The sequence below is a fragment of the Brevibacillus sp. HB2.2 genome (genome assembly GCF_013284275.1).
Taxonomy (GTDB): Bacteria; Bacillota; Bacilli; order Brevibacillales; family Brevibacillaceae; genus Brevibacillus; species Brevibacillus brevis_D.
This window is the reverse complement of sequence record NZ_JABSUV010000030.1, coordinates 1-20,940: the sequence shown is the minus strand read 5'-3', so window position 1 is coordinate 20,940 and position 20,940 is coordinate 1. Positions and strand designations below refer to the sequence as shown.

Genomic DNA, 20,940 nt, shown 5'->3' with positions numbered 1-20,940 from the left:
ACATCTTTTGTCATATAGCAATGACTGAACGTTTTGGATCGTAGTTGAAGGTAATTCCTCCATTTCGTAAGCTGATTTGAGTATAATAGGATGGAGATATAGCCGAAAAGTAGATAATTTCCGGGAACCAGGTGTACACAAAGGTACCAAACCATCGGGAAAAAGCATGGAGGAATGCGATATTCAAACGAAACAATATAACGTACCCGTTGAAGCGACATTGGAAGTAATTGGTGGGAAGTGGAAGGTTGTTATTCTTTGTTTGTTAAAAGAAGGTACGAAAAGATTCGGTGAGCTGCATCGATATATGCCAAGCGCATCGAAAAAGATGCTGACCCAACAGCTACGTGAACTCGAAGAAGATGGATTGGTCAACCGATCCGTCTATCATCAGGTTCCTTTAAAAGTGGAATATTCACTTACGGAGCAAGGAGAGAGCTTGCGGACGATCTTGAATCTGATGTGCGAGTGGGGCGAAGCACGTATTCATAAATAAAATGATACGTAGGAAAAGCCTTCCATTTCATCCGCAATGGAATATCGATGGTAAGCCCTTGTATAACAGATCATGCGCTACTCATCACTTGTATTTTTCGACGTACTCGGCGTAGTTTACTACTTCGATGACACTCGACCAACGAAGAACGGTTCCTACAAACCGTTTAATGTCTAATCCTTGCATGTCGTATGATTCGGCCGTATTTGTTGTTCCAGTTACGTCCTTAATGAACGTCACCTTATATCCGCGATCATAGGCAGCGATCGCCGTAAACATACAACAAAATTCCGTCTCAAAACCGATTATAAAAAGATGTTCGACCCCTAAGTTTTCTAAAGTTTGTGTGAGCTCTGTTTGGAAGAAGGAACTAGGGGTTTGCTTCTCGATCAAATAGTCGGAATAGCCTTTAAATTCAGGGCGTATTTCAGAACCGATAGAGTTTCTATTCAGTGGACTTTCTTCTGTAGCATCGATATGTCTGATAAAAATGACAGGACGATTGCTCTCTTTAAAATCCGTAATTACTTGTTCCATCAAAAAAAGTTCCTCTTTGTAATCCCCACCATTCACAATTCCGCTTTGCACATCAATGACTAAAAGTGCGTTCATTGCTTCACCTTCCTTCTATCATGTAAATAGATCATTCGGTAGGAAAGCGTGTACTTCCTGCAAAGTAAATACCGTGAGATAATGAAGGAAATTTAAGTACTACATCCGTGTTTCCCAATTTAGCCACACAAGGCTCTTCTTCCACGAGTGAAATACCGGAAATGGGAACGGTTTCCGTCTTGCTGTTGACCAGCTCGCCTTCACGGTCTCGACTAGTACAGTTCGAGGCTTTTTGTATGCAGTTTCGCCTTCTGTTTTTGATATGATAGAAAGGTCTAGTTTGTACGAATACTTGATCAATAAAGATTTCTGGAGGTTGCCATGCGCTATCAAGTCATATTATTCGATGTAGATGATACACTTCTTGATTTCAAAAAGACAGAAGCAAATGCTTTGCAAAAGACGTTTTCCCAGTTTGGACTTGCTACGGGATCGTCTGATTATGGAGCGACTTACAAAGAGATCAGTAAAGGATTGTGGGAGGATTTAGAAAAGGGGCGGATCACTCTAGCAGAGCTGGGCGTAGAAAGATTTCGGAGACTTTTCAAAGCTGTTCAGCTAGACGTCGATGCAGAGGCGTTCGGCAGTGCCTATCTCGAATCCTTGGGCAAAGAAGTGCATTTGGTACCGGGAGCGGTTGAGTTGTGCAACAGTTTGGAGGGTTGCCGTTTGGCGATCATTACGAATGGGTTCGCCTCTGTGCAAACGGCAAGAATCGCCGCTTCACCACTTTGCGACTCTTTTGAGCATCTGATTATTTCCGAAGAGGTCGGCTACAAAAAGCCCGATCGAGAAATTTTTGACTACGCGTTTTCCAAATTGCAATGGACGGAGAAGGCGAACGTATTGATGGTGGGAGATTCCCTGACCTCTGACATACAAGGGGGGGCCCAATACGGGATTGATACGTGCTGGTTCAATCCTCAGGGCAAGGAAAATCAGACGAGCATTCAGCCGACGTACGAAATCAGAGAATGGAGCGAGCTTCAAGAAATTGTGCGGAAGGGTATCGTGAATTTGTAGGATCTTTCCTGTATGATGAGAAGGTATTGATCTACAGGTAAATCTAGAATCTAGTGATTGGAGCCCTATAGATATGTATCAGAATTTAGAAGAGTGCATCCTTGACTTGGAAAGGCACGGACATTTGGTCCGTATACGCGAAGAAGTAGATCCCTATCTAGAAATGGCCGCGATTCACTTGAAGGTCTACGAAGCGGGCGGACCAGCATTGCTGTTTGAAAATGTAAAAGGCTCAAAATTTCGCGCGGTATCCAATCTATTTGGCACAATTGAGCGCAGTAAGTTTATTTTCAGAAGCACCTGGCAAGCCGCTGAAAATATCATCGCTATGCGCAATGATCCGATGAAAGCGCTAAAGCAGCCATTTAAAAATATCGAGAACGGCTTTGCTGCTCTGAAAGCATTGCCTGCAAAAAAGTCCACTAGCATGCCAGTAACGGCACAGGAAATCAGCATAACCGACCTTCCACTTATCCAAAGCTGGCCGATGGATGGCGGAGCTTTTGTCACGCTGCCCCAAATTTATTCGGAAGATCCGGACAAGCCTGGAATCATGAATTCCAATTTGGGTATGTACCGTGTGCAGTTGACTGGTAATGAGTATGAAGTAAACAAAGAAATTGGCTTGCACTATCAAATCCATCGTGGGATCGGTGTCCACCAAGCCAAAGCGACCAAAATGGGGATGCCGCTGAAAGTAAGCTGTTTCGTTGGCGGACCACCTGCCCATACTTTATCGGCTGTAATGCCGCTGCCAGAAGGCTTGAGCGAAATTACTTTTGCAGGTTTGCTATCTGGGCGTCGTTTTCACTACAGTTATATCGATGGTTACTGCATAAGCAATGATGCGGATTTTGTCATCACAGGAGATATTTATCCTGGAGATACGAAACCAGAAGGACCATTCGGCGACCATCTGGGCTATTACAGTCTGATCCATCCATTCCCTGTGATGAAGGTAAAGAAAGTGTACGCCAAGCCGAATGCCATCTGGCCATTCACGGTTGTAGGCCGTCCGCCACAAGAAGATACATCGTTTGGTCAGTTGATCCACGACTTAACGGGCGACGCAATCAAACAAGAAATCCCGGGTGTAAAAGAAGTCCACGCCGTAGATGCTGCCGGTGTACATCCGCTGCTGTTTGCCATCGGAAGCGAGCGCTATACGCCATATCAACAAGTCAAACAACCGACGGAGATGCTCACCATTGCCAACCGCATTTTAGGGACGGGTCAATTGAGCTTAGCCAAGTATTTATTCATTACCGCCGAAGAAAACCGACCGTTGACGACGCATGATGAAATTGATTTTATGACCTATATTTTGGAGAGAATCGATCTGCATCGCGATGTTCATTTTTATACAAACACGACTATTGATACGCTGGATTATTCGGGAACGGGCTTAAACAGCGGCAGTAAGGTTGTCCTCGCAGCTTACGGCGATCAAAAACGAGAGCTGTGCAAAGAGGTGCCAGACGAGCTGAAGGATTTGCGAGAGTTTGCGAATGCCCGCCTGATTATGCCAGGTGTGGTGTCGATCCAGGGTCCTGCTTTTACTGATTATGCAAACGCCCAGCAGCAATTACAGGATCTGTGTGACGCGATTCAAGCAAGAGGACCGATCCCGTCTTGCCCGATGATTATCCTTTGTGACGACAGTACCTTTATGAGCGCGTCGCTACAAAACTTCCTGTGGGCAACCTTCACACGAAGCAATCCATCCCACGACATTTATGGCGTGAACAGCTATTACGAGAACAAGCATTGGGGCTGCGATAATTTGATTATTGATGCTCGTACCAAGCCCCATCAAGCACCGCCATTGGTACCAGATCCAACTGTCGAGAAAAATATCGAACGACTGTTTGTCAAAGGTGCGAGCTTGGGAGGAATCCTGTAAGCTTCGCCTAAAAGTCGAGGTCCGTAACCTTTCGTTGCGGACCTTTTTCATGTAATGGTACTATTTGGATGGAGGTTTCACCAAAAAATGGTTGGAGGGGTACGGAATGTTTTTCATGAAGCGAAAGCAGCCTTCGAGGATTTATTTCCTCATGAGTTGGATTATTGCAGTAGCCTTGCTTGTCACATGGTCATGGTCACCCGCAGTCACCTTGGCATCCGAAGAAATAGAAGAGTCGATACCGGTTGAACTAAAAATAAGTCCAGAAAAAGACAGGTATTCTCCCAGAACGAAGATACAGGTGGAGGCAGTTACGAAAAAAGAGGGAAAATCATTCGAAGCGAAAATCGTGATTAAGGCAAAAATGGATAAAGAGCAGACCATAACCATTGAGCCCGAGACGAAAATAAAAGGAAAGAACTATGTGTCAAAGGCGACATTTACACCGGAGGATATTATCGGCGACAGAGTGGGAAGTTTGGGTATCGAGTTTGAGATTATGATGAGTGATACAGATAAAGTATGGGTTGGAAGAGCACATAAGGGGATCCGTGTAGACAACATGCCGGGAACGGAGCCTGTTGTAGATTCAGAATTTTTTATTTATCCTGAACAAACACTTAAAGTTGGTGAAAAAATAAAGTTCACTGTACATACTCCGTATATGGGAATGATTCGCGAAGAAGCGAAGTTTTTATTTTTCTCGTCTAATTCAGTAGATACGACTCAAAAGGTAGAAAAAGTAAGAACCACACTTGATCGCAAGAAGGGGAAGTACGTAACAACAGGTTACTTTACCCCACGTAAAGAGGGTACCTATACCCCTTTCTTTTTCTTGGAAATGTATGATAAAGAAAAAGATGAGGAGATAAGTGGAAGTGGAGTGGTAAAATTTGACGTGATCGCGAATCCCAAAATCGAAGCTTCTCTTAGCCCACAAACCGCTACAATTAAATTTGGTGATGAAATTTACTTGCTGCTAACCTATCAAGCAACCGGAATGGATCCAGCAAAATTTAGCAGAGAGTATAATTATGACGTGGCTGAAATCAATGATGAATATGACGAAGAAAATAAAACGCACAAAGTACTGCTAAAGTTCAAGCCGGAGCAAAAAAAGACACATAAGTTTGAGGCAACTGTGAAAAACATCGAAACCGATACAAAAGCAACTGCAAAAACGACAATCTATGTCAAATAGGTTATAAAGAGAGGATGGCTCCCAGTTTTAACCGGGGTCATCTTTTTCATTGCTGTCGAATCGAACTGATAATTGCAAAAATTGCACGATTGATGGGGAAAGGAATCGTTCTTTACCACCGAGAAAGCGTTTTCTATAATGAATCTCAAGCAAGGACACAGCTTTTTATGGAAAGGAGAAAGGAATGGTCTTTTTAACCACACGTTCCCATGCATTACTGAAGGTGATACTCGACAGCTACTATCCGCTGAAAATTAAGGACGTCGCGCGCGATTTCCAGGTAAGCGAACGTACAGTCAAGTACGATCTGGATAACGTCAGGCAATGGCTAAAGGAACGAAATGTCATCCTCCATTCTCAACCGAATAAAGGGCTGTGGATCACGGAAGAACAAGAGCATCGAAATGCTTTGAAGGAAAATTTGCAAAGGGATGACAGCAAAACACTCATTCTGCCGCAAAAGGATCGGGTCAAGCATTTTTTGTTCATTCTTCTACTGTCGGAAGGGTATCAGCGAATGAACGATTTGGCCGACCATATGGGTGTTAGTCGCAATACCGTCGTTGCCGATGTGAAGGACGCGGAAAAGCTGCTCGATGGCTGGCGTCTCGAGCTCGTCACGAAACAAAGGTATGGTGTGCGCGTAGACGGGAGTGAGCGGCACAAGCGGTATGCCCTCGAAAACTTGATTCACGATCTGTTGGATGGAATCGACATGTATCGGATGGTACAGGGGATGTTTTTGGAAAATGGACAAGAAGCGAGAACGGGTCCGTTATTGGAGAAGTGGCTGATCAGCCGTGCAGAATTAGGGGAGATTATTCACAGCATCAAAGCATGGATGAATGCTGCTGCGGAGACGCTGGCAGACCGAGCACTGATTAGTTTACTGATTCGCTTATGTATTGTCGTCCATCGTGTACAACGAGGTCAATTGGTCACGGCAGATGATGCCGAGCTGGGGGAAGCGAGGCATTGGAGCGGGTACGAGCTGTTTTCACACGAGGTTCGAGCATTATGTCAGCGATTGCACGTCGATATTCCCGAACACGAGATTGCGTATGCGTGCCTTCCGCTGTTAGGGACCGAACAGGTGCCAAGAGAGGCGCGAGCAGGGAGGATTGTTTTGGACGTTTTCCAGGCAACCAAAGAACTGACGGAAGCGGTTAGTAACCGGATGCTGGCACCGTTGCACGAGGATCAGGAGCTGATGAGACTGCTTTTTGCTCACCTGGATGACAGTTTGAACCGTTATCGCCAGGGAGTTCTTTTTGCGAATCCGCTGACAGAGGAAATTCGCCGTTCATACGCACGCATGTTTGATGCAGTCAAACGCTCTTGCGAAGAAGTGTTTTGGCAGCGCGGGGTCTATTGGCTCGATGCAGACATTGCTTACTTTGTCCTGCATTTCCAAGCGGGATATGATCGCTGGCTGGAGCAGAAAAAGGCAGATGCGCTCGTCGTTTGCGGAACAGGCAGAGGGACTTCTCGGTTTTTGAAAACATACCTCGAAAGCGAATTGCGTTCGCTTCGGGTCGTAGGCCTGTGTTCCAGCACAGAGGTAGAGAAGTATTTGGCGAGTCGTCGCGTGGATGTCATCATCAGTGTTCTGCCGATCAAAGCCGAGGTGCCTGTTGTGATTGTCAGTCCCCTTCCAACGCGCCAAGATATCAACCAGATTCAGAATTGTCTGGAAGCCTTGCAAGTGGAGGGAGGAAATCGACAGCAGACTGTGAATGGTCGCAAGGAAGCTTGGTTTCCCACGATGACTGCTGATCTCAATCCGTCAGATTTGCCAGTGGTGGAGAGGCTGTCTCAGGATGTCATCTGCAAAGGGTATGAGATCAGTCAAAAAATTGTGACTGCTTTTCGTGAGTACGTAACGGAACAAACGGCAAGCGGACTGACGCTGCACCTGCTGCTGATGGTGAATCGATTAGCTTTTGGCTCACCCTATCAGGAGGAGTGGGAATCGTTGGCTGAGGCAGAATCAAAAGAATGGAAGGCATGGCGTGAAAAGCTGAACCAATTGATGGCTGAGGCAAACCTCCAAGTTCCGTCTAGTGAGGTGACGGCCATTATGCGCTATTTTTCAGGAAAAGGGGCGGTAGAGAGTGAAAGTGGATCTACTCATACGCAACGGACGGGTCATTGATCCTTCCCAGAACCTGAACGGGCACTATGATCTTGCCATTCGGGAAGGGCGAATCGTTGGGTTGTATGAGAAAGGGAAGACTACCGATGATGAAGGGATGTATCTGGAAAGCAAGGAGACGATCGAGGCTGAGGGATATGTGGTGACGCCCGGTCTGATCGATCTGCACGCTCACGTTTTTCCGACAAAGACGAGTCTGGGCGTATCCGCGGATCGGGTCGGGGTCGAGCAAGGAGTGACAACCGTAGTAGATGCTGGCAGTGTCGGGCTATGGTCGTTTGATGCTTTTCTTGAAGAAGCAGTGTACCCTTCTCGTACTCGTGTTCTGGCATTTCTGAACATTTCAGGGGATGGCTTGTGTACAGGTGGTGGGGAGCTCGCAGACATGTCGCGGTTAACCCCGAGAGAAGCGGTAGCCCTTATAAGAAACCAGCCGATAATACGAGGAATAAAAGCCCGCATGAGCGGTTCTGTCGTCAAGCAAAACGGGCTTCAGCCCTTGCTCGTAGCCAAGGAAGCGGCGAGGGAAGCGGGCGTACCCATGATGGTGCACATCGGAAATGCTCCGCCAAAACTCACGGAAATATTGCCTCTGCTAGACCAAGGAGACGTGGTGACACATGCGTTTCATGGAAAAAAAGGAGGGATGTTCGACGAACGAGGCGAGTTGATTCCAGAGGCGCAAGACGCATTGGAGCGGGGAGTCTTACTCGACATCGGGCACGGCGAAGCGAGCTTTAGCTTCCAAACATTGCGTCATGCGCAGGCCCAGGGTATTACGCCACATGTCATTAGCACGGATGTTCACCAGCGTAATATCGATGGTCCTGTGCACAGCTTGACGCACACACTCACGAAGTTTCTCGCAATGGGCTACGAGCTCGATGAGGTGATAGCGGCGAGTACGTATGCGCCCGCACGAATTCTTGGGCTGGAAAACGAGATCGGGACGTTGAAAGTAGGGGCATGCGCGGACGTATCCATTTTGCAGCTCAAAAAAGAGCGGACAATGTTGACGGACAGTGAACAAGAAACGATGGAGACAATGCAAAGAGTCGTGGCTTATCAAGCAATTACTTCAGGAAAGGTACTGACATGCAAATGATTGATGACATTCTCAAGGAACTGGCTGAGACAAAACCGGAAAATATATCTGAAATTTCTGAATGCAAACGAATTCTCCAGAAAATTGAGCAGGAGTTTCGTTTCATGGAGATTCATATACCGCGAGATCGCTGGCTGGCCATCGGTGCTCATGTGCTGGCATTTGTACGCCGGATGACAAACGGTGAAAAGCTGCCTGTGATTGAAGCGGAGTTATTCGCCGAAATTCATCCTGATATGGTTACGCTCTCGCACAAAGTCCTCACGGAAGAAAAGGGTCCTTGGCAGGTAGATGATACAGAGGCGTTTCTATTGGCGGTTCATTTTGAAGCGATCCGTGTCATGCATATAGGGCCATCTTAAAACATTGCTGTGAATATAGGGAGGTTTTGCATATGTCTAAAGTAAAAATCGTGATTGGTGATCGTCTCGGAAAAGGACAGAACATCGCAAAAGGAATCGAAGCGGCTGGTGGAACCGCGATCGTCATTCCAGGTGTTGGTGCGGATATGAAGGTAGGAGATGTCATGGTCAGTGAGAGTGCAGATCTCGGGCTGTCCTTTTGCGGAAGTGGTGGGGCTGGGGCACTGACTGCCAAGACAAAGTATGGTTTTCCGGTCGAGTACGGCTTGCGCTCAGTAGAAGCTGGTATTACAGCTTTGCGTAGCGGCAACAAAGTGATTGGCTTTGGCTTCATGGATACAGAAGAGCTGGGCAGACGCATGGTGGAAGAATACATCAAGCTGGGAGGGAAGTAATCCATGTACACGGAGACGACGCAGACCTTGCGATTATCCGGTAGTGGCGATACGAAAGAAGGAGCCTTTAACAAGATTTTTTCCCAAATCAAGCATGTAGTGGCCAGACAAACGAATGATTTGGTCGTGCGAATCGAACCTGTAGGGGTTTCCATTGTGTCTGCGACAGAAATAGTGAAGCATGAGCGATTTTTGGGTTTGTTTTTCCCCCGTAAACGGACACGGTATGACATCACGGTAGATATTCAAGTGAGGCTGGGTCTGGTCCAGGTAGAAAACATAACGTTTCAGCAACAGACCGAGCCAACTGCAGGTATGGGGCAGTTGGTTCGTCAGCGATAGAAGCAGACAGGGGGTAGGTTCATGGTTACTTTGATGATTGTATTGAAGTCGATCGTCATCGGGGCATTGGTCGGCTTCGGTGTTGGTGCGGGGGCAGCGAGGATGTTTCATGCACCCAATGTCCAAGGCATGGGAGCATTCCGGACTTTTGGAGAGCTGAACGCGTGTGCGGGCGATCCCATTTCCCACTTTTCATTTGGTCTTGGCTTTTTGTTTAACGCATGGGCGTCTGTTGTTGGTGCTGGTGCATTGACGCAAGATGTCGATCATCGCGTCATCCCGAACTGGGCGGCGGCATTGTTGCTCTGGCGCAACAAGAATGTCGCAGAAACGTTGCACAATCCGAAACAAATGGCGATTGCCGGAGCAGCAGTCGGTGTCGTTGTGGTCACCGTGTTGAATTCCACTGCAACGGCAATTCCCGAATCGATGCAGCTCGTAGCGACGAAGGTACTGGTCCCGGCTGCGAACTGGTTGATCAACCCGATTATGCCGATTGTGTTCTGGATGGCGGCGATGGATGCAGGCAAACGGACGGGGATTTGGGGAACGGTCTTGGGAGGTTTGTCGCACTTGGTCATGGGGAATGCGGTGCCTGGAATCGTCTTGGGTATTTTGATCGGTAAAGGTTTGGATGACAGCGGTTGGAACAAAATTACCAAATCCATGTTTATTGCAGTCATTCTCTTGTTTGTATTCAGTGGCTTCTTCCGCGGTTTTGATGTCGCGCTCTTGAAGAGTATGTACGTGGAAATTCCACAGTGGTTGATAGAGCTACACGAAACATTCGGATCGGTGGTGAAAAAGTAATGGGTGAATTGCAGGCAAAAGGGTTTTGGTATTCAGAATGGGCATTTCCCCTCTTTGTGGCGTGTTTGGCTTCAGGAATCTTTGCAGGTACTCATCTTTACTATGTGTATCATGTCGGGGCCTTTAACGATATCGCCATCGTTGCGATGCTCGAGGCGGGGATCAAGGGTGGCGGATATGGTGCGGCTGCCGCGTTTGGTGCGAGCTTTTTGTTTGCTCGTATTTTGGAGGGACCGTTGGTTGGGATTCTCGATATTGGAGGCTCGTTGCAAACAGGTATTGGGATTGGCGTTCCAGCGTTGATGCTGGGAGCGGGCTTTACAGCTCCATTGACTTCTTTTCCTTTGGCGCTGGCGACAGGTGCGCTCTTGGGCTTTATCATTGGTACCGTGATTATTTTGATTCGGAAGTATACGATCAACGCATCGAACTCCACCTTTGGTGCCGATGTCATGATGGGAGCCGGAAACGCAGCAGGGCGTTACTTAGGTCCATTGATCATCATTTCAGCGATTATGGCTTCGATTCCAGTTGGACTTGGTGCAACAGTTGGAGCAGCGATTTTCTACTATTACAACAAACCAATTGCGGGTGGTGCGATTATCGGGGCCATGCTCCTCGGCGCCATTTTCCCGATCCCGACACAATGAGGGAATAGCGAAGCGTTTTCACAGGAGGGATGGGCAAACCATGGGATTCTATCAGCAGCTAGGGTTGAAGCAAGTCATTAACGCAAGTGGTAAGATGACGGCATTGGGTGCGAGTGCCGTCCATCCTTCTATTGCACAGGCCATGGGAGAAGCCGCCATGGATTATGTAGAAATCAGCGAGCTGATGATTGTGGCAGGTCGTCATATCGCAGAGGCGACCGGGGCAGAAGACGGTTGTCCTACCTCTGGAGCAGCTGCGGGCATTGCCATTAGTGTAGCGGCAGTCATAGCTGGTTGCCATCTAAGCTTGATCGAGCGGCTTCCTTTTTCCGAAGGGATGAATAACAAGATCATCATCCAAAAAGGACACGCGGTGCATTTCGGTGCTTCCGTTCAACAGATGATTGCGCTTGGCGGAGGGAAAGTTGTAGAGGTCGGGCATGCCAATCAGGTAGAAGCAGACCATTTGCGAGAAGCCATTGATGATCAGACCGCAGCACTGCTCTATGTCAAATCTCACCATGCGATTCAAAAAGGGATGCAGTCGTTAGACACGATGATTCAGCTCGGTCGGGAGTTTGGACTTCCTGTCATTGTAGACGCAGCAGCGGAGGAGGATTTGCGGCGTTACGTGGCGATGGGGGCCGATCTGGTCATTTACAGTGGCGGAAAAGCCATCGGCGGACCCACGTCTGGGTTTATCGCAGGTCGTGCCGATCTGGTTGCTGCATGTCGTGCGCAATATAAAGGCGTTGGTCGTGCGATGAAGGTAGGAAAGGAAGCCATTGCGGGTTTACTTGCAGCGCTGGGACAGTACGATCCCGAAAAGCAAAATGTTACCGAGCAGCGCAGGCGAGTGGAGTGGCTGGCAGGAGAACTGAACAGCTTGCACGGTGTGAAAGCAGGGATCGCACAGGATGAGGCAGGCAGGGAGATCTATCGTGTGCAAGTTCAGCTTGACGAACGAGTGACGGGAATGACGGCTCGCGAGCTTACACGCCAACTCGAGCAAGGAAATCCAGCTATTTTTACCCGTAACCATTATGTGAATACGGGTGTGATCGCCTTTGATCCACGACCGTTTCATGAAGGGCAAGAACACATCATTGCAGCACGAATGAAGGAACTGCTGCAAAAACAGGGAGAAGGAGAATAACAAAAGTGGGCACACAAAAAATTCGTTTAAACGTTTTGGCAAGGGATGTAGAAAACGCAAAACAAATATGTACCGTGGCTGAGGGCCGCGCTCTGATCGGGATCTTGGTCAAAGGATTTGCGTCCGTAGAAGCAGCAATAACGGCTGTTGAACAATACCAGCAAGCAGGTGTACCCGTATCTGTAGGGCTGGGCGCAGGTGATCCTACGCAATGGAAAAAGGTTGCTGAAGTCGCGGTGCAGACACAACCGGATCACGTCAATCAGGTATTTCCGGCGGCAGGCTATACGCTCGGCGGGCTACAGGCAGTCGGCAACTCACATACCATCGTGAATGCATTGATTGCCCCCGGTGGGCAACCAGGAAAGGTTCAAGTCACCACGGGACCAATGAGCAACAAAGTGCCAGAATTGCTCTCTTGTGATGCAGCCGCCGCGATGCTGGCGGAGATTGGCGTACACTCGGTCAAATTTTATCCAGTCGATGGGTTGGAAAGGCTGAATGAAATCAAGGCGATGGCAGAAGCAGCCGTACGTTACGGGATTCCCGTTTTTGAGCCGACTGGTGGGATCGATGCTGCTTCGATTCGGCCGATTGTGGAGGTATGCCTCGCAGCTGGTGCCAAGCAGGTCATTCCACACATTTATACATCGATCGTTGACAAGGAAACGGGATTGACTCGTTTGGATCAGGTAGAAGAACTGCTAACGGCTATAGAAGGCCTGTAACTATTTTACGAGAAAGGGGTAGGGGTGAATCAAATGAGAGAGAGACAGGTCATCGTCCAGTTGGCACAGGGATTACACGCGCGTCCGGCTACTTTGTTTGTGAAAGTAGCAGCATCTTTTTCCAGTGAAATCGGATTGAACAAGGAGGAGAAGAAGGTGAATGCCAAGAGTATCATCGGCGTCATGTCCCTCGCTGTGTCGAAAGGCCAATCAGTCGTCTTGACTGCGGATGGTACCGATGCAGAACAGGCGTTGGATGCGTTGGAGCGCGTTTTGGTAAGTGTGGAGTAAAGGGGAACGATAATAGGTAATGCAATCAGCGTCAGTGTAAGACTTTATTAGGTCTTACACTGACGCTTTTTCTTTTATTGGATCAGACTAAAACATGGTTATCACCAGAGATTTCGTTTCATTCGAACCTCAACCACCGTAGAAACTGGTTACTCCCAGGTTCCTACTGTACTAAAAAGTGCGTTCTTTTCTTTGATGAGGCTATACCACATAATGAGTCTCAAGATGATCATCACCTTTGAAGAAGACGATTGTATCGTTCAAGGGATGTCGTCGATAGGAAATATACTCACTTCTTTAGGAGGAATTCATATATGAAGAACATTCTGCAGAAGAAACAACTTGGTTTTGGTACGGCTCCGCTGGGCAATATGTTCCGCAACATCCCGGAAGAAGAAGCACTGGCTACTGTCGATGCTGCTTGGGAGAATGGCGTCCGTTACTTTGATTCTGCTCCATTCTATGGTGCCGGCTTGGCTGAGCTTCGCCTGGGAGAGGCCCTTGCGAAACGTCCGCGTGACGAGTATGTGTTGAGTACGAAAGTTGGGCGTATCATCCTGGATGAACTGGAAGATCCAACCTTGCGTGACTTGGGTGAAAAAGGCGGACTGTTTGAATATGGTCGCAAAAATAAGATCCACGTGGACTACAGTGAAGACGGTACGCTTCGCTCGATCGAGGACAGCCTGAAACGGTTGCAGACCGATCGCCTGGACATCGTCTACGTTCATGATATCGCTCAGGACTTCTATGGCGACGAGTGGCTTTCCCACTTTGAAAGTGCGCGAAAAGGTGCCTTTCGTGCCCTAACTCGGTTGCGTGAGGAAGGTGTCATTACGTCGTGGGGCCTCGGGGTAAACCGTGTAGAGCCAATCGAGATCGCGATGGCATTGGATGAAGTACAGCCGGATGCCTTCTTGATGGCTGGTCGCTACTCCCTGCTGGATCATGACCGAGCTTTGCAACGCGTGATGCCAAACGCCGCAAAAATGAATGCCAAGATTATTGCTGGAGGGCCGTACAGCTCAGGTGTCTTGGCCGGAGGTACCCACTTCGAGTATCAGAAAGCATCGCCTGAAATAATGGCAAAAGTCGATCGCATCAAAGCGATTGCCAATCGTCACAACATTAGCGTCAAGGCTGCTGCGCTGCAATTTGTGCTTGCAAACCCAGCAGTTGCTGCTGTCATCCCTGGTGCGAGTCGCCCGGATCGAATCACGGAGGACGTAGCTGCGATGAACGAAGTGATTCCTGCAGCCTTCTGGCAAGAAATGCGTGAACAGAAACTGGTGGCGCAAGACGCTCCACTTCCAATCTAACGATAAAAGGGGTAATCAACATGGCAAACACAATGGCAACCACCGAAATCTCTGCTTCTCCTGATCAAGTATGGAAATTGATCGGTGGATTTAACTCTCTACCGGACTGGCTTCCTTATATCCCAAGCAGCGAAATGAGCGAAGGGGGACGGGTGCGTCGGTTGGAAAACCCGGATGGTGATGTGATTATTGAGCGCCTGGTAGGCTTTAATGAAAAAGAGCGCCATTACACCTACTCCATTATGCAAGCACCCTTTCCAGTTACCAATTATGAATCGACGATCCACGTTCGTGAGAATGGTGACAAAGGAACGCTGGTGGAATGGTCTGGTCAATTTACACCGGTAGGAGTTAGCGACGATGAGGCTATCAAGCTGTTCCACGGAATTTATTCAGATGGTCTGGAAGCATTGAAAAAAGCATTTCAAGCTTAATCAGTTGGAACGGAAATAAAGCAAAAGGTCAACTTACAAAAATAGATACGGCAGCCGCGGTGTAGAACATATCAACGTGTTCTACACCGCGGCTGTTTTTTGGGGAAATTGCATTTCATTTTTATTAGGATACAGAATAACGTACCGATGGGGTGAATCCTTTTATGATTAGCCATATAGCCAAAACCAATTGTTGAAAGGCTATTGGAATGTTCAACATCATATAGGTTGCATCCAGACCGATGAAGCGAATCATAAATAATAAGCTAGCCAATATGGACAATGTAGATCCGATAAGACCCCAAACTGACAACCAACGTGGAACTAATTGTGTTTGATAAAGTACGCAGGTGAACAAGAGCATGGCCAACGCGAATGCCAGTGTCGTTGCCACATGGTTCACCAAATCACGTCCTTCCCGCAACAATCCACCCAGGGTCTGAAAATACGATACATGCAAAGTTCCGATTTTTGCAAACTCGTGGCTTACTGTCAAAAGCAACAGAAGAATGATTACACCGAGCATAATGAACACACCCGCAATGATGCCAAAAGCAACAGATCCTAGAGCTAACCCTTTATGGTGCTTACTTAACAACGGATACATCATAAGAGGAATACCAACATAGGCAACAATCATTAACAATTGGAAAAACGCTCCTAGTAGTACCTGGTTCTCATTTGGAGAAGCCATGACAAGGTAGTCTGCGCCATCTATTACAGGTACAACACTACATATACCTGTAATCAATCCGGCTATTAATAACACCCCAGTCACTATTGCAGACCTTCTACCTGCATTTGTTCTCTTCCTCAACATAATTAGCCTCCTTCTCATACACTACCTTTGGCGGATGAAGGGATGCTGCCTTCCTCGGCATTTTTTATCGCGTATCAAGTGTAGAGGGTAAAGAGGAATATAGTTCAATGAGGCAGTCTATAACATTATTATTCAGTTGAGATCCATGATTTGCTCCATATCTTTAAAAATGCTTCCAAGTAAAATCAATACTCAAGTACCCAATCGGTTTCTCCTTGAAGGTCAGTGCTTCTTTCGTCGCCAATTCCGGTTTGCGAAAACAGACAAGGTCTTTGTGATATCCAAAAGCGCGACACACTTCCGGTCGAACGCTATGAATGCCACACTGATCTTTTTGCGTGTCGTAGAAGATACAAGTCCCAAACATTCTCGGTTGATTTTTTAGATCGTCACGGAGTTTATTTGGAAGCGCTTTCAATTTCTTGTGTATCATTTTAACTTCCTTTTCTGTTAGGGGAACAGGCCCACAGCACAATCCTTTACATCCTTGGCAAGGCAAAGTATTCATATCATCTACAACCTTTCGTCATGTGATGTTTGCTAGAAAAAACAAAAAAGATGATCCTCATTAATTAAGGAGATCATCTTGGGAACTACCGCATTCAATTGTGTGGTTGATTCAAAAATTCGGTAAGAAAAAACTGTACTTCTATTATAGCACATGTAGGAAGATTTTGACGAATGCTTTTTGAAACAGTCGAGTTGGTTTCGAACTGTACGATGCTCCGGACGGGTCCATCATCGGTCATCCAAGTTCGGGGAAGTCATTGACGGAACAAGCCCCATTTTTCTTGTTTATCTCGTCAAAACATACAACCACTCACCATTGCACTCTTCATCGTCCCCAGTCAAGCCTTCTAAGACTCGTTCAAACGAGAAGCCGAGCCTCTCGATGATGCGCACCGATGCTTTATTGTCTGGGTGAGCTTTTGCGTACAATCGATCCAATCCGTAATCCCGTCCGATTAAAATAATAGAGCTCTTTTTCCGGAGCCAAAAAATCGAGAACGCCAACACCACACCAGCCAATGAACCTGCCAGTAGCCTTTTCGCGTATGGCCACAGAATATGTAAAAGGCTGGTCAAAAGGGTAGGATGTTCCTTTCGATTCTGAAATGATCGCTGGATATAAAGAAGGGAAGCGCTCACGGTAAGCGCTTCGAACCTCATGTGTGTTTGATCAGAATGAGTTCTTCCACTTCTTCGCTTCGTGCCTCCGAAAATGCCCGATCGACACCGAAAGGCTGAAAACCGTTCTTTTCTAACACACGAATGGATCCGATGTTGTCATGGGCGACACGTGCATATACAGGAAGTAGTCCGAGGTCCTCTAAAAAGAGAGTAAGTGCATTTGTCGCGATTCCTTTTCCCCAAAAGCTTTTGTCTATCCAGTATCCAATCGTAGGTAAGCCAAACAGCTCAAAGCACGAAACATTACCAACAATCTGCCCATTCAAGAGAATGGCTCTTTTTACAATCGAATCATTGTTCAAAATCCTCGTCCAATGAGCAATGAATCCGTCTCTATCTTCAGGGTCCTTGACAGTAAAAGCAGCCATCTCATGTGCGGATTTGTCCAATTGCTGGGTGAAAAATATAGGGAGATCTTCCTCTGTTACTTCTCGCAAAGTAAGGGACTGATTACATAATGGCTCCAAGGAAAAGCACCTCCAAATACATCAGCTACTCTCTCTTCACCAACACTTTGATAATCAACGACAGTACCGTGAGAACCAAAATGACATTAGCGATGAGCATAATGCTAGGTAAATCAAGCCTAAACAAGATGTACACACTCCTACTCGTTACAACCTTTGAAAGTGAAAAAACTAGTTCTCCTCAGTGACAAGCATGATCGCAAAGCCATCATAGCCCTTGCTGCCAACTGTCTGTACAACGGTTCCACTAACACGCTTTTCTTCAGCTACCAAATCGGTGAATTGACGTACGCCGACAATATTAGGATCCGTGCTTGTTTCGTCCACGACTTGACCACTTCGTACAACGTTATCCGTGATAATCACAGTACCTTTGCGAGAGAGCTTTAATGCCCATTGGAAATAGTCGGGGTTTCCTTTTTTATCTGCATCGATAAAAATAAGATCAAAAGGTCCCTGATTTTCTTTGTGCAGTTGGATGAGAGAATCAAGGGCAAGTCCGACCTTCACTTCTACGATTTGATCCAGTCCTGCGCGGGTAATGTTCGATTGTGCAACTTCTGCATGCTTTGGATCATATTCAAGAGTAATGAGACGACCGTCCGCAGGCAGTGCGCGGGCTAGCCAGATGGTACTGTATCCACCGAGAGTGCCAATTTCCAAAATCGAACGAGCGCCTTGAATCCGTGCTAACAGATGAAGGAATTTACCTTGATTGGGTGCTACATCAATAGCTGGAAGACCTGCAGCTGCGTTCTCTTGAAGGACTGTGTCTAGAACGGAATCGGCTTCCAGTAGTTTATCCGTAAAATAGTGATCGACCGCTGTCCATTGCTCTCTATTCATGATCTCAACTCCTCAAGAATTTACAGGGATATCATAACACGATTAGCAACTTCTGGCTGGCTTTTTTGTAACAATTAACACACTTCAGCGGAGGGATTCTATGGTCGATCAAGCTTTATAGGTAAGATTTTCACCTGTTACCATTATTTTCGCATAGCGTGAACGCCGAATTTTCATGATAATAGAAAAGTAATCCAAGCTAGCTAGTATAATCCAACCTTGGGGATTCTTTTTACGCGTCCGACTAATTGAGGCAGTCTAAGTCGGCGCCATTTTTTTGTTCCATCTATAGGTAAATGTACCTATTATTGTTCGTTGTCAACCGAAAACAAGTCCTATATGATTATATCATTCACGTATGACATACGCGTACTACCCCGTACGCCCCAACCACTTTTTGTTGGTTGGGATTTTTTTTGTTCCGATTCATATCCAGTTATCTCCTATCGCGTTTCGATGCGATTTTTAATATCCTTGTACATAGGACTTGAAATGTTCTTGGGGTCCGCGGTGACTCAAATTATGCAGAGGAGTCACCGCTTTTTTTTACATACTTCCTCCGTTCAAGGTCAAGCTAGTAACAGGTGATTTTGGTCAGGAGGTGTTTTGTGTGCGCGCAACTTTCGTGGTGCTGACACTGGCTTTTGCTTTAACCGTAACGGGATGTACAAAGCAATCTGGTACGGAAACGAAGAAATCTGGTACAGAAACGAAGCAAAAAGCGGAAGCGGAGCCGTTGTGCATGCCTGTTCCCGTCAGACATTATCAATGGGAAGAGCGAGCGAGATCGATTACGGCTAGCGTGAAGGGCATAGACAAAATCGTGGTTGTGCAAATCGATAAAGAGCTCGATGTGGCTATTCAAGTAACGAATTTTAATCGGTTCAAGCTGGAATCGATTCAAAAAGAAGTCGGAAAGAAATTAAAAGAGGCCTTCCCAGATGCCAATATTCATGTGACAGCTGACAAGCGATTGTTAAAAGATTTGCAAAGGTTGAGTGACGAACGGTGGCCAACCGATGTAAAAGAGGCATGCCAGAAGAAGAAATCCTTAAAAGAAATTGAAAAGAAAATGAAGGGCTAGCCGATTCCCAAACCTCACACACTGCATGGGTAGAGTGAGGTTTTTGTCGTTTGATTTGACAGAATGATGAATAGAAAATGAAGGTTCTGTGATCAATGAACAAAGAAGGACTCCCTGACTGGGAGTCTATATCAGCTAGTAGTGATCACGATCGTAATGATGAGCGCGCTCTCGATCTCGATGGAGATCGATGCCGCGTAATTCACCCTTGGCTTTTTCCACAAGGACTTGATAATCTCTTACCACTTCCGTCAAGGTCGTAATGGATTCCTTATAGTCGGGATCATTACAGATTCCATCTATCGCTCGATGGAGGTGATACATCTTATCTTCGGTTTTTCGGATAAATTCTACCCAATCCATTCCGTTCATAAAATACCTCCTTTCCGTCATAGGCTTTACTCCCATGCGCGAAAGTATGCAAGGTGAAAATGCGAATAAAATGATGTGTATGCAATCTAATAATGAACTTTGGTCTTGTAACAATAATCCGTTCATGATAACATACCTCACATCACTAGCATCAAAGGACGAGACTTGAGGTGTATCAAATGAATGGGTTAGCCAAACTGAATCGATTTCTTGAGAAAATCATGCCCATACTAACGCCGAGTAGTGTTGCTATTGGCGTAATAGCTGGGACACATTTGCAACCGTTTGCTTTTTTGTCTCCTTGGGTGTTTGCCTTCATGACATTTACTGGCAGTCTGGGTTCAGGATTTAAAGAATTTGCAAAGGTACTGACCAGACCACTCCCTTTAATTGTCAACTTGTTGATTCTTCATGCACTTATGCCGCTTGTTGCCTGGTCAATGGCTCGGTTGTTTTATCCAGATGATATCCATGTCATCACGGGCTTTTTGCTGGCGGCCTTAATTCCCACAGGGATCACGAGCTTTTTGTGGTCATCGATTTATTTCGGGAACATCGCCCTGACGCTATCCATTATATTGTTGGATACGATGCTCTCTCCATTGATTGTTCCGTTGGGAATGTCCTTGTTTTTAGGGGCAACCGTCGAGATGGATTTGGCAGAACTGATGAAGGGTTTATTTTATATGATCGTGTTGCCGTCGCTAGTTGGTATGCTGCTCAATCATTTGTCAAAAGGGAACGTCAAAAAAACGTTGGCACCAAAACTAGCGCCATTTTCGAAGATGGGAATGGGTGTTGTTGTCGCGATCAACAGCTCGATGGTTTCGTCTTACTTTCATATGATAGACGCTAAACTGGTGGGAATGGCTGTCCTCGTACTGGTAGTAGCCATTTTAGGTTATTTGATGGGGTGGGGGATCGCAAAGCTGTTCGGGTGGGAGCGCGATGTGATTGTCACGTTAACCTTTAACAGTGGAATGCGAAACATTAGTGCAGGGGCAGTGATGGCGATCACGTACTTTCCGGCGCCTGTTGCTCTCCCAGTTGTTCTCGGTATGCTTTTTCAACAAATACTCGCTTCTACCTTCGGAAAGTTTTTGGAGCTGGTCGAGAAAAGACCGCAAGCTCAACCACAGGAACTATCAAGCTAAAAGTAAGAGCCGTTTTCCAAAGCC

Annotated in this window: 25 protein-coding genes; 18 read left to right on the top strand and 7 right to left on the bottom strand. The window is 46.7% G+C overall.

The window, feature by feature from the left end:
• Nucleotides 1-166: 166 nt before the first annotated feature.
• Nucleotides 167-496: a winged helix-turn-helix transcriptional regulator gene (locus tag HP401_RS31635; protein WP_015891469.1), complete on the top strand. Its 330-nt coding sequence runs from the start codon at nucleotides 167-169 to the stop codon at nucleotides 494-496.
• An 84-nt stretch (nucleotides 497-580) separates the two neighbouring features.
• On the opposite strand, the gene HP401_RS31630 is transcribed toward HP401_RS31635, so the two are convergent.
• Nucleotides 581-1,108 (bottom strand): isochorismatase family protein, encoded by a 528-nt coding sequence (locus HP401_RS31630; RefSeq protein WP_173606363.1) that lies wholly within the window; start codon nucleotides 1,106-1,108, stop codon nucleotides 581-583.
• Nucleotides 1,109-1,429: 321 nt separating this feature from the next.
• On the opposite strand from HP401_RS31630, the gene HP401_RS31625 reads away from it, so the two are divergent.
• The 15 genes from HP401_RS31625 (at nucleotide 1,430) to HP401_RS31555 (ending at nucleotide 14,982) form a co-directional block, all read left to right on the top strand.
• Nucleotides 1,430-2,131 (top strand): YjjG family noncanonical pyrimidine nucleotidase, encoded by a 702-nt coding sequence (locus tag HP401_RS31625; RefSeq protein ID WP_173606362.1) that lies wholly within the window; start codon nucleotides 1,430-1,432, stop codon nucleotides 2,129-2,131.
• 73 nt (nucleotides 2,132-2,204) lie between these two features.
• Entirely contained in the window at nucleotides 2,205-4,034 is a 1,830-nt protein-coding gene (locus HP401_RS31620; RefSeq protein WP_173606361.1) for a UbiD family decarboxylase, read from the top strand.
• A gap of 151 nt (nucleotides 4,035-4,185) precedes the next feature.
• Nucleotides 4,186-5,235, top strand: coding sequence for a hypothetical protein (locus HP401_RS31615; RefSeq protein WP_254457137.1), 1,050 nt, complete (start codon nucleotides 4,186-4,188; stop codon nucleotides 5,233-5,235).
• A 184-nt stretch (nucleotides 5,236-5,419) separates the two neighbouring features.
• Entirely contained in the window at nucleotides 5,420-7,390 is a 1,971-nt protein-coding gene (locus tag HP401_RS31610; protein WP_173606359.1) for a BglG family transcription antiterminator, read from the top strand.
• Nucleotides 7,350-8,495, top strand: a complete 1,146-nt coding sequence (locus tag HP401_RS31605; RefSeq protein WP_173606358.1) for an amidohydrolase/deacetylase family metallohydrolase — start codon at nucleotides 7,350-7,352, stop codon at nucleotides 8,493-8,495. Before HP401_RS31610 ends, HP401_RS31605 begins: the two co-directional genes overlap by 41 nt.
• Nucleotides 8,486-8,857 (top strand): hypothetical protein, encoded by a 372-nt coding sequence (locus HP401_RS31600; protein ID WP_173606357.1) that lies wholly within the window; start codon nucleotides 8,486-8,488, stop codon nucleotides 8,855-8,857. Before HP401_RS31605 ends, HP401_RS31600 begins: the two co-directional genes overlap by 10 nt.
• Before the next feature lie 32 nt (nucleotides 8,858-8,889).
• Nucleotides 8,890-9,252, top strand: coding sequence for a glycine-rich SFCGS family protein (locus HP401_RS31595; protein ID WP_173606356.1), 363 nt, complete (start codon nucleotides 8,890-8,892; stop codon nucleotides 9,250-9,252).
• Between the two features lie 3 nt (nucleotides 9,253-9,255).
• Nucleotides 9,256-9,594, top strand: a complete 339-nt coding sequence (locus HP401_RS31590; protein ID WP_173606355.1) for a DUF4312 family protein — start codon at nucleotides 9,256-9,258, stop codon at nucleotides 9,592-9,594.
• Between the two features lie 21 nt (nucleotides 9,595-9,615).
• Nucleotides 9,616-10,404, top strand: a complete 789-nt coding sequence (locus HP401_RS31585) for a DUF4311 domain-containing protein (RefSeq protein WP_015891458.1) — start codon at nucleotides 9,616-9,618, stop codon at nucleotides 10,402-10,404.
• Nucleotides 10,404-11,054: a DUF4310 family protein gene (locus HP401_RS31580; RefSeq protein WP_041749462.1), complete on the top strand. Its 651-nt coding sequence runs from the start codon at nucleotides 10,404-10,406 to the stop codon at nucleotides 11,052-11,054. The genes HP401_RS31585 and HP401_RS31580 overlap by 1 nt, the downstream gene beginning before the upstream one ends.
• Nucleotides 11,055-11,094: 40 nt before the next feature.
• Nucleotides 11,095-12,210, top strand: a complete 1,116-nt coding sequence (locus tag HP401_RS31575) for a DgaE family pyridoxal phosphate-dependent ammonia lyase (RefSeq protein ID WP_173606354.1) — start codon at nucleotides 11,095-11,097, stop codon at nucleotides 12,208-12,210.
• Nucleotides 12,211-12,215: 5 nt separating this feature from the next.
• Nucleotides 12,216-12,938, top strand: coding sequence for a KDGP aldolase (locus HP401_RS31570; RefSeq protein ID WP_173606353.1), 723 nt, complete (start codon nucleotides 12,216-12,218; stop codon nucleotides 12,936-12,938).
• A 33-nt stretch (nucleotides 12,939-12,971) separates the two neighbouring features.
• Nucleotides 12,972-13,229: an HPr family phosphocarrier protein gene (locus HP401_RS31565; RefSeq protein WP_173606352.1), complete on the top strand. Its 258-nt coding sequence runs from the start codon at nucleotides 12,972-12,974 to the stop codon at nucleotides 13,227-13,229.
• Between the two features lie 314 nt (nucleotides 13,230-13,543).
• Nucleotides 13,544-14,548, top strand: a complete 1,005-nt coding sequence (locus HP401_RS31560) for an aldo/keto reductase (RefSeq protein ID WP_173606351.1) — start codon at nucleotides 13,544-13,546, stop codon at nucleotides 14,546-14,548.
• A 20-nt stretch (nucleotides 14,549-14,568) separates the two neighbouring features.
• Nucleotides 14,569-14,982, top strand: a complete 414-nt coding sequence (locus HP401_RS31555) for an SRPBCC family protein (protein WP_173606350.1) — start codon at nucleotides 14,569-14,571, stop codon at nucleotides 14,980-14,982.
• Between the two features lie 124 nt (nucleotides 14,983-15,106).
• Here HP401_RS31555 and HP401_RS31550 read toward each other — a convergent pair whose 3' ends face one another.
• From HP401_RS31550 to HP401_RS31530, 5 genes are all read right to left on the bottom strand, one after another.
• Nucleotides 15,107-15,802, bottom strand: coding sequence for a DUF4386 domain-containing protein (locus HP401_RS31550; RefSeq protein ID WP_173606349.1), 696 nt, complete (start codon nucleotides 15,800-15,802; stop codon nucleotides 15,107-15,109).
• A 163-nt stretch (nucleotides 15,803-15,965) separates the two neighbouring features.
• Entirely contained in the window at nucleotides 15,966-16,310 is a 345-nt protein-coding gene (locus HP401_RS31545) for a YkgJ family cysteine cluster protein (protein WP_173606348.1), read from the bottom strand.
• A 287-nt stretch (nucleotides 16,311-16,597) separates the two neighbouring features.
• Nucleotides 16,598-16,888, bottom strand: a complete 291-nt coding sequence (locus HP401_RS31540; RefSeq protein WP_254457136.1) for a GNAT family N-acetyltransferase — start codon at nucleotides 16,886-16,888, stop codon at nucleotides 16,598-16,600.
• A gap of 80 nt (nucleotides 16,889-16,968) precedes the next feature.
• Nucleotides 16,969-17,460, bottom strand: coding sequence for a GNAT family N-acetyltransferase (locus tag HP401_RS31535; RefSeq protein ID WP_173606347.1), 492 nt, complete (start codon nucleotides 17,458-17,460; stop codon nucleotides 16,969-16,971).
• Between the two features lie 171 nt (nucleotides 17,461-17,631).
• Nucleotides 17,632-18,306 carry an O-methyltransferase gene (locus HP401_RS31530; RefSeq protein WP_015891446.1) on the bottom strand — a complete coding sequence of 225 codons (675 nt, stop codon included), beginning with the start codon at nucleotides 18,304-18,306 and terminating at the stop codon, nucleotides 17,632-17,634.
• A 610-nt stretch (nucleotides 18,307-18,916) separates the two neighbouring features.
• Between HP401_RS31530 and HP401_RS31525 the strand changes: the two genes are divergently transcribed.
• Nucleotides 18,917-19,390: a YhcN/YlaJ family sporulation lipoprotein gene (locus HP401_RS31525; protein WP_087349986.1), complete on the top strand. Its 474-nt coding sequence runs from the start codon at nucleotides 18,917-18,919 to the stop codon at nucleotides 19,388-19,390.
• Between the two features lie 135 nt (nucleotides 19,391-19,525).
• On the opposite strand, the gene HP401_RS31520 is transcribed toward HP401_RS31525, so the two are convergent.
• Nucleotides 19,526-19,762: a hypothetical protein gene (locus HP401_RS31520; RefSeq protein WP_016743588.1), complete on the bottom strand. Its 237-nt coding sequence runs from the start codon at nucleotides 19,760-19,762 to the stop codon at nucleotides 19,526-19,528.
• A 179-nt stretch (nucleotides 19,763-19,941) separates the two neighbouring features.
• Between HP401_RS31520 and HP401_RS31515 the strand changes: the two genes are divergently transcribed.
• Entirely contained in the window at nucleotides 19,942-20,916 is a 975-nt protein-coding gene (locus tag HP401_RS31515) for a bile acid:sodium symporter family protein (protein ID WP_173606346.1), read from the top strand.
• Nucleotides 20,917-20,940: the final 24 nt, after the last annotated feature.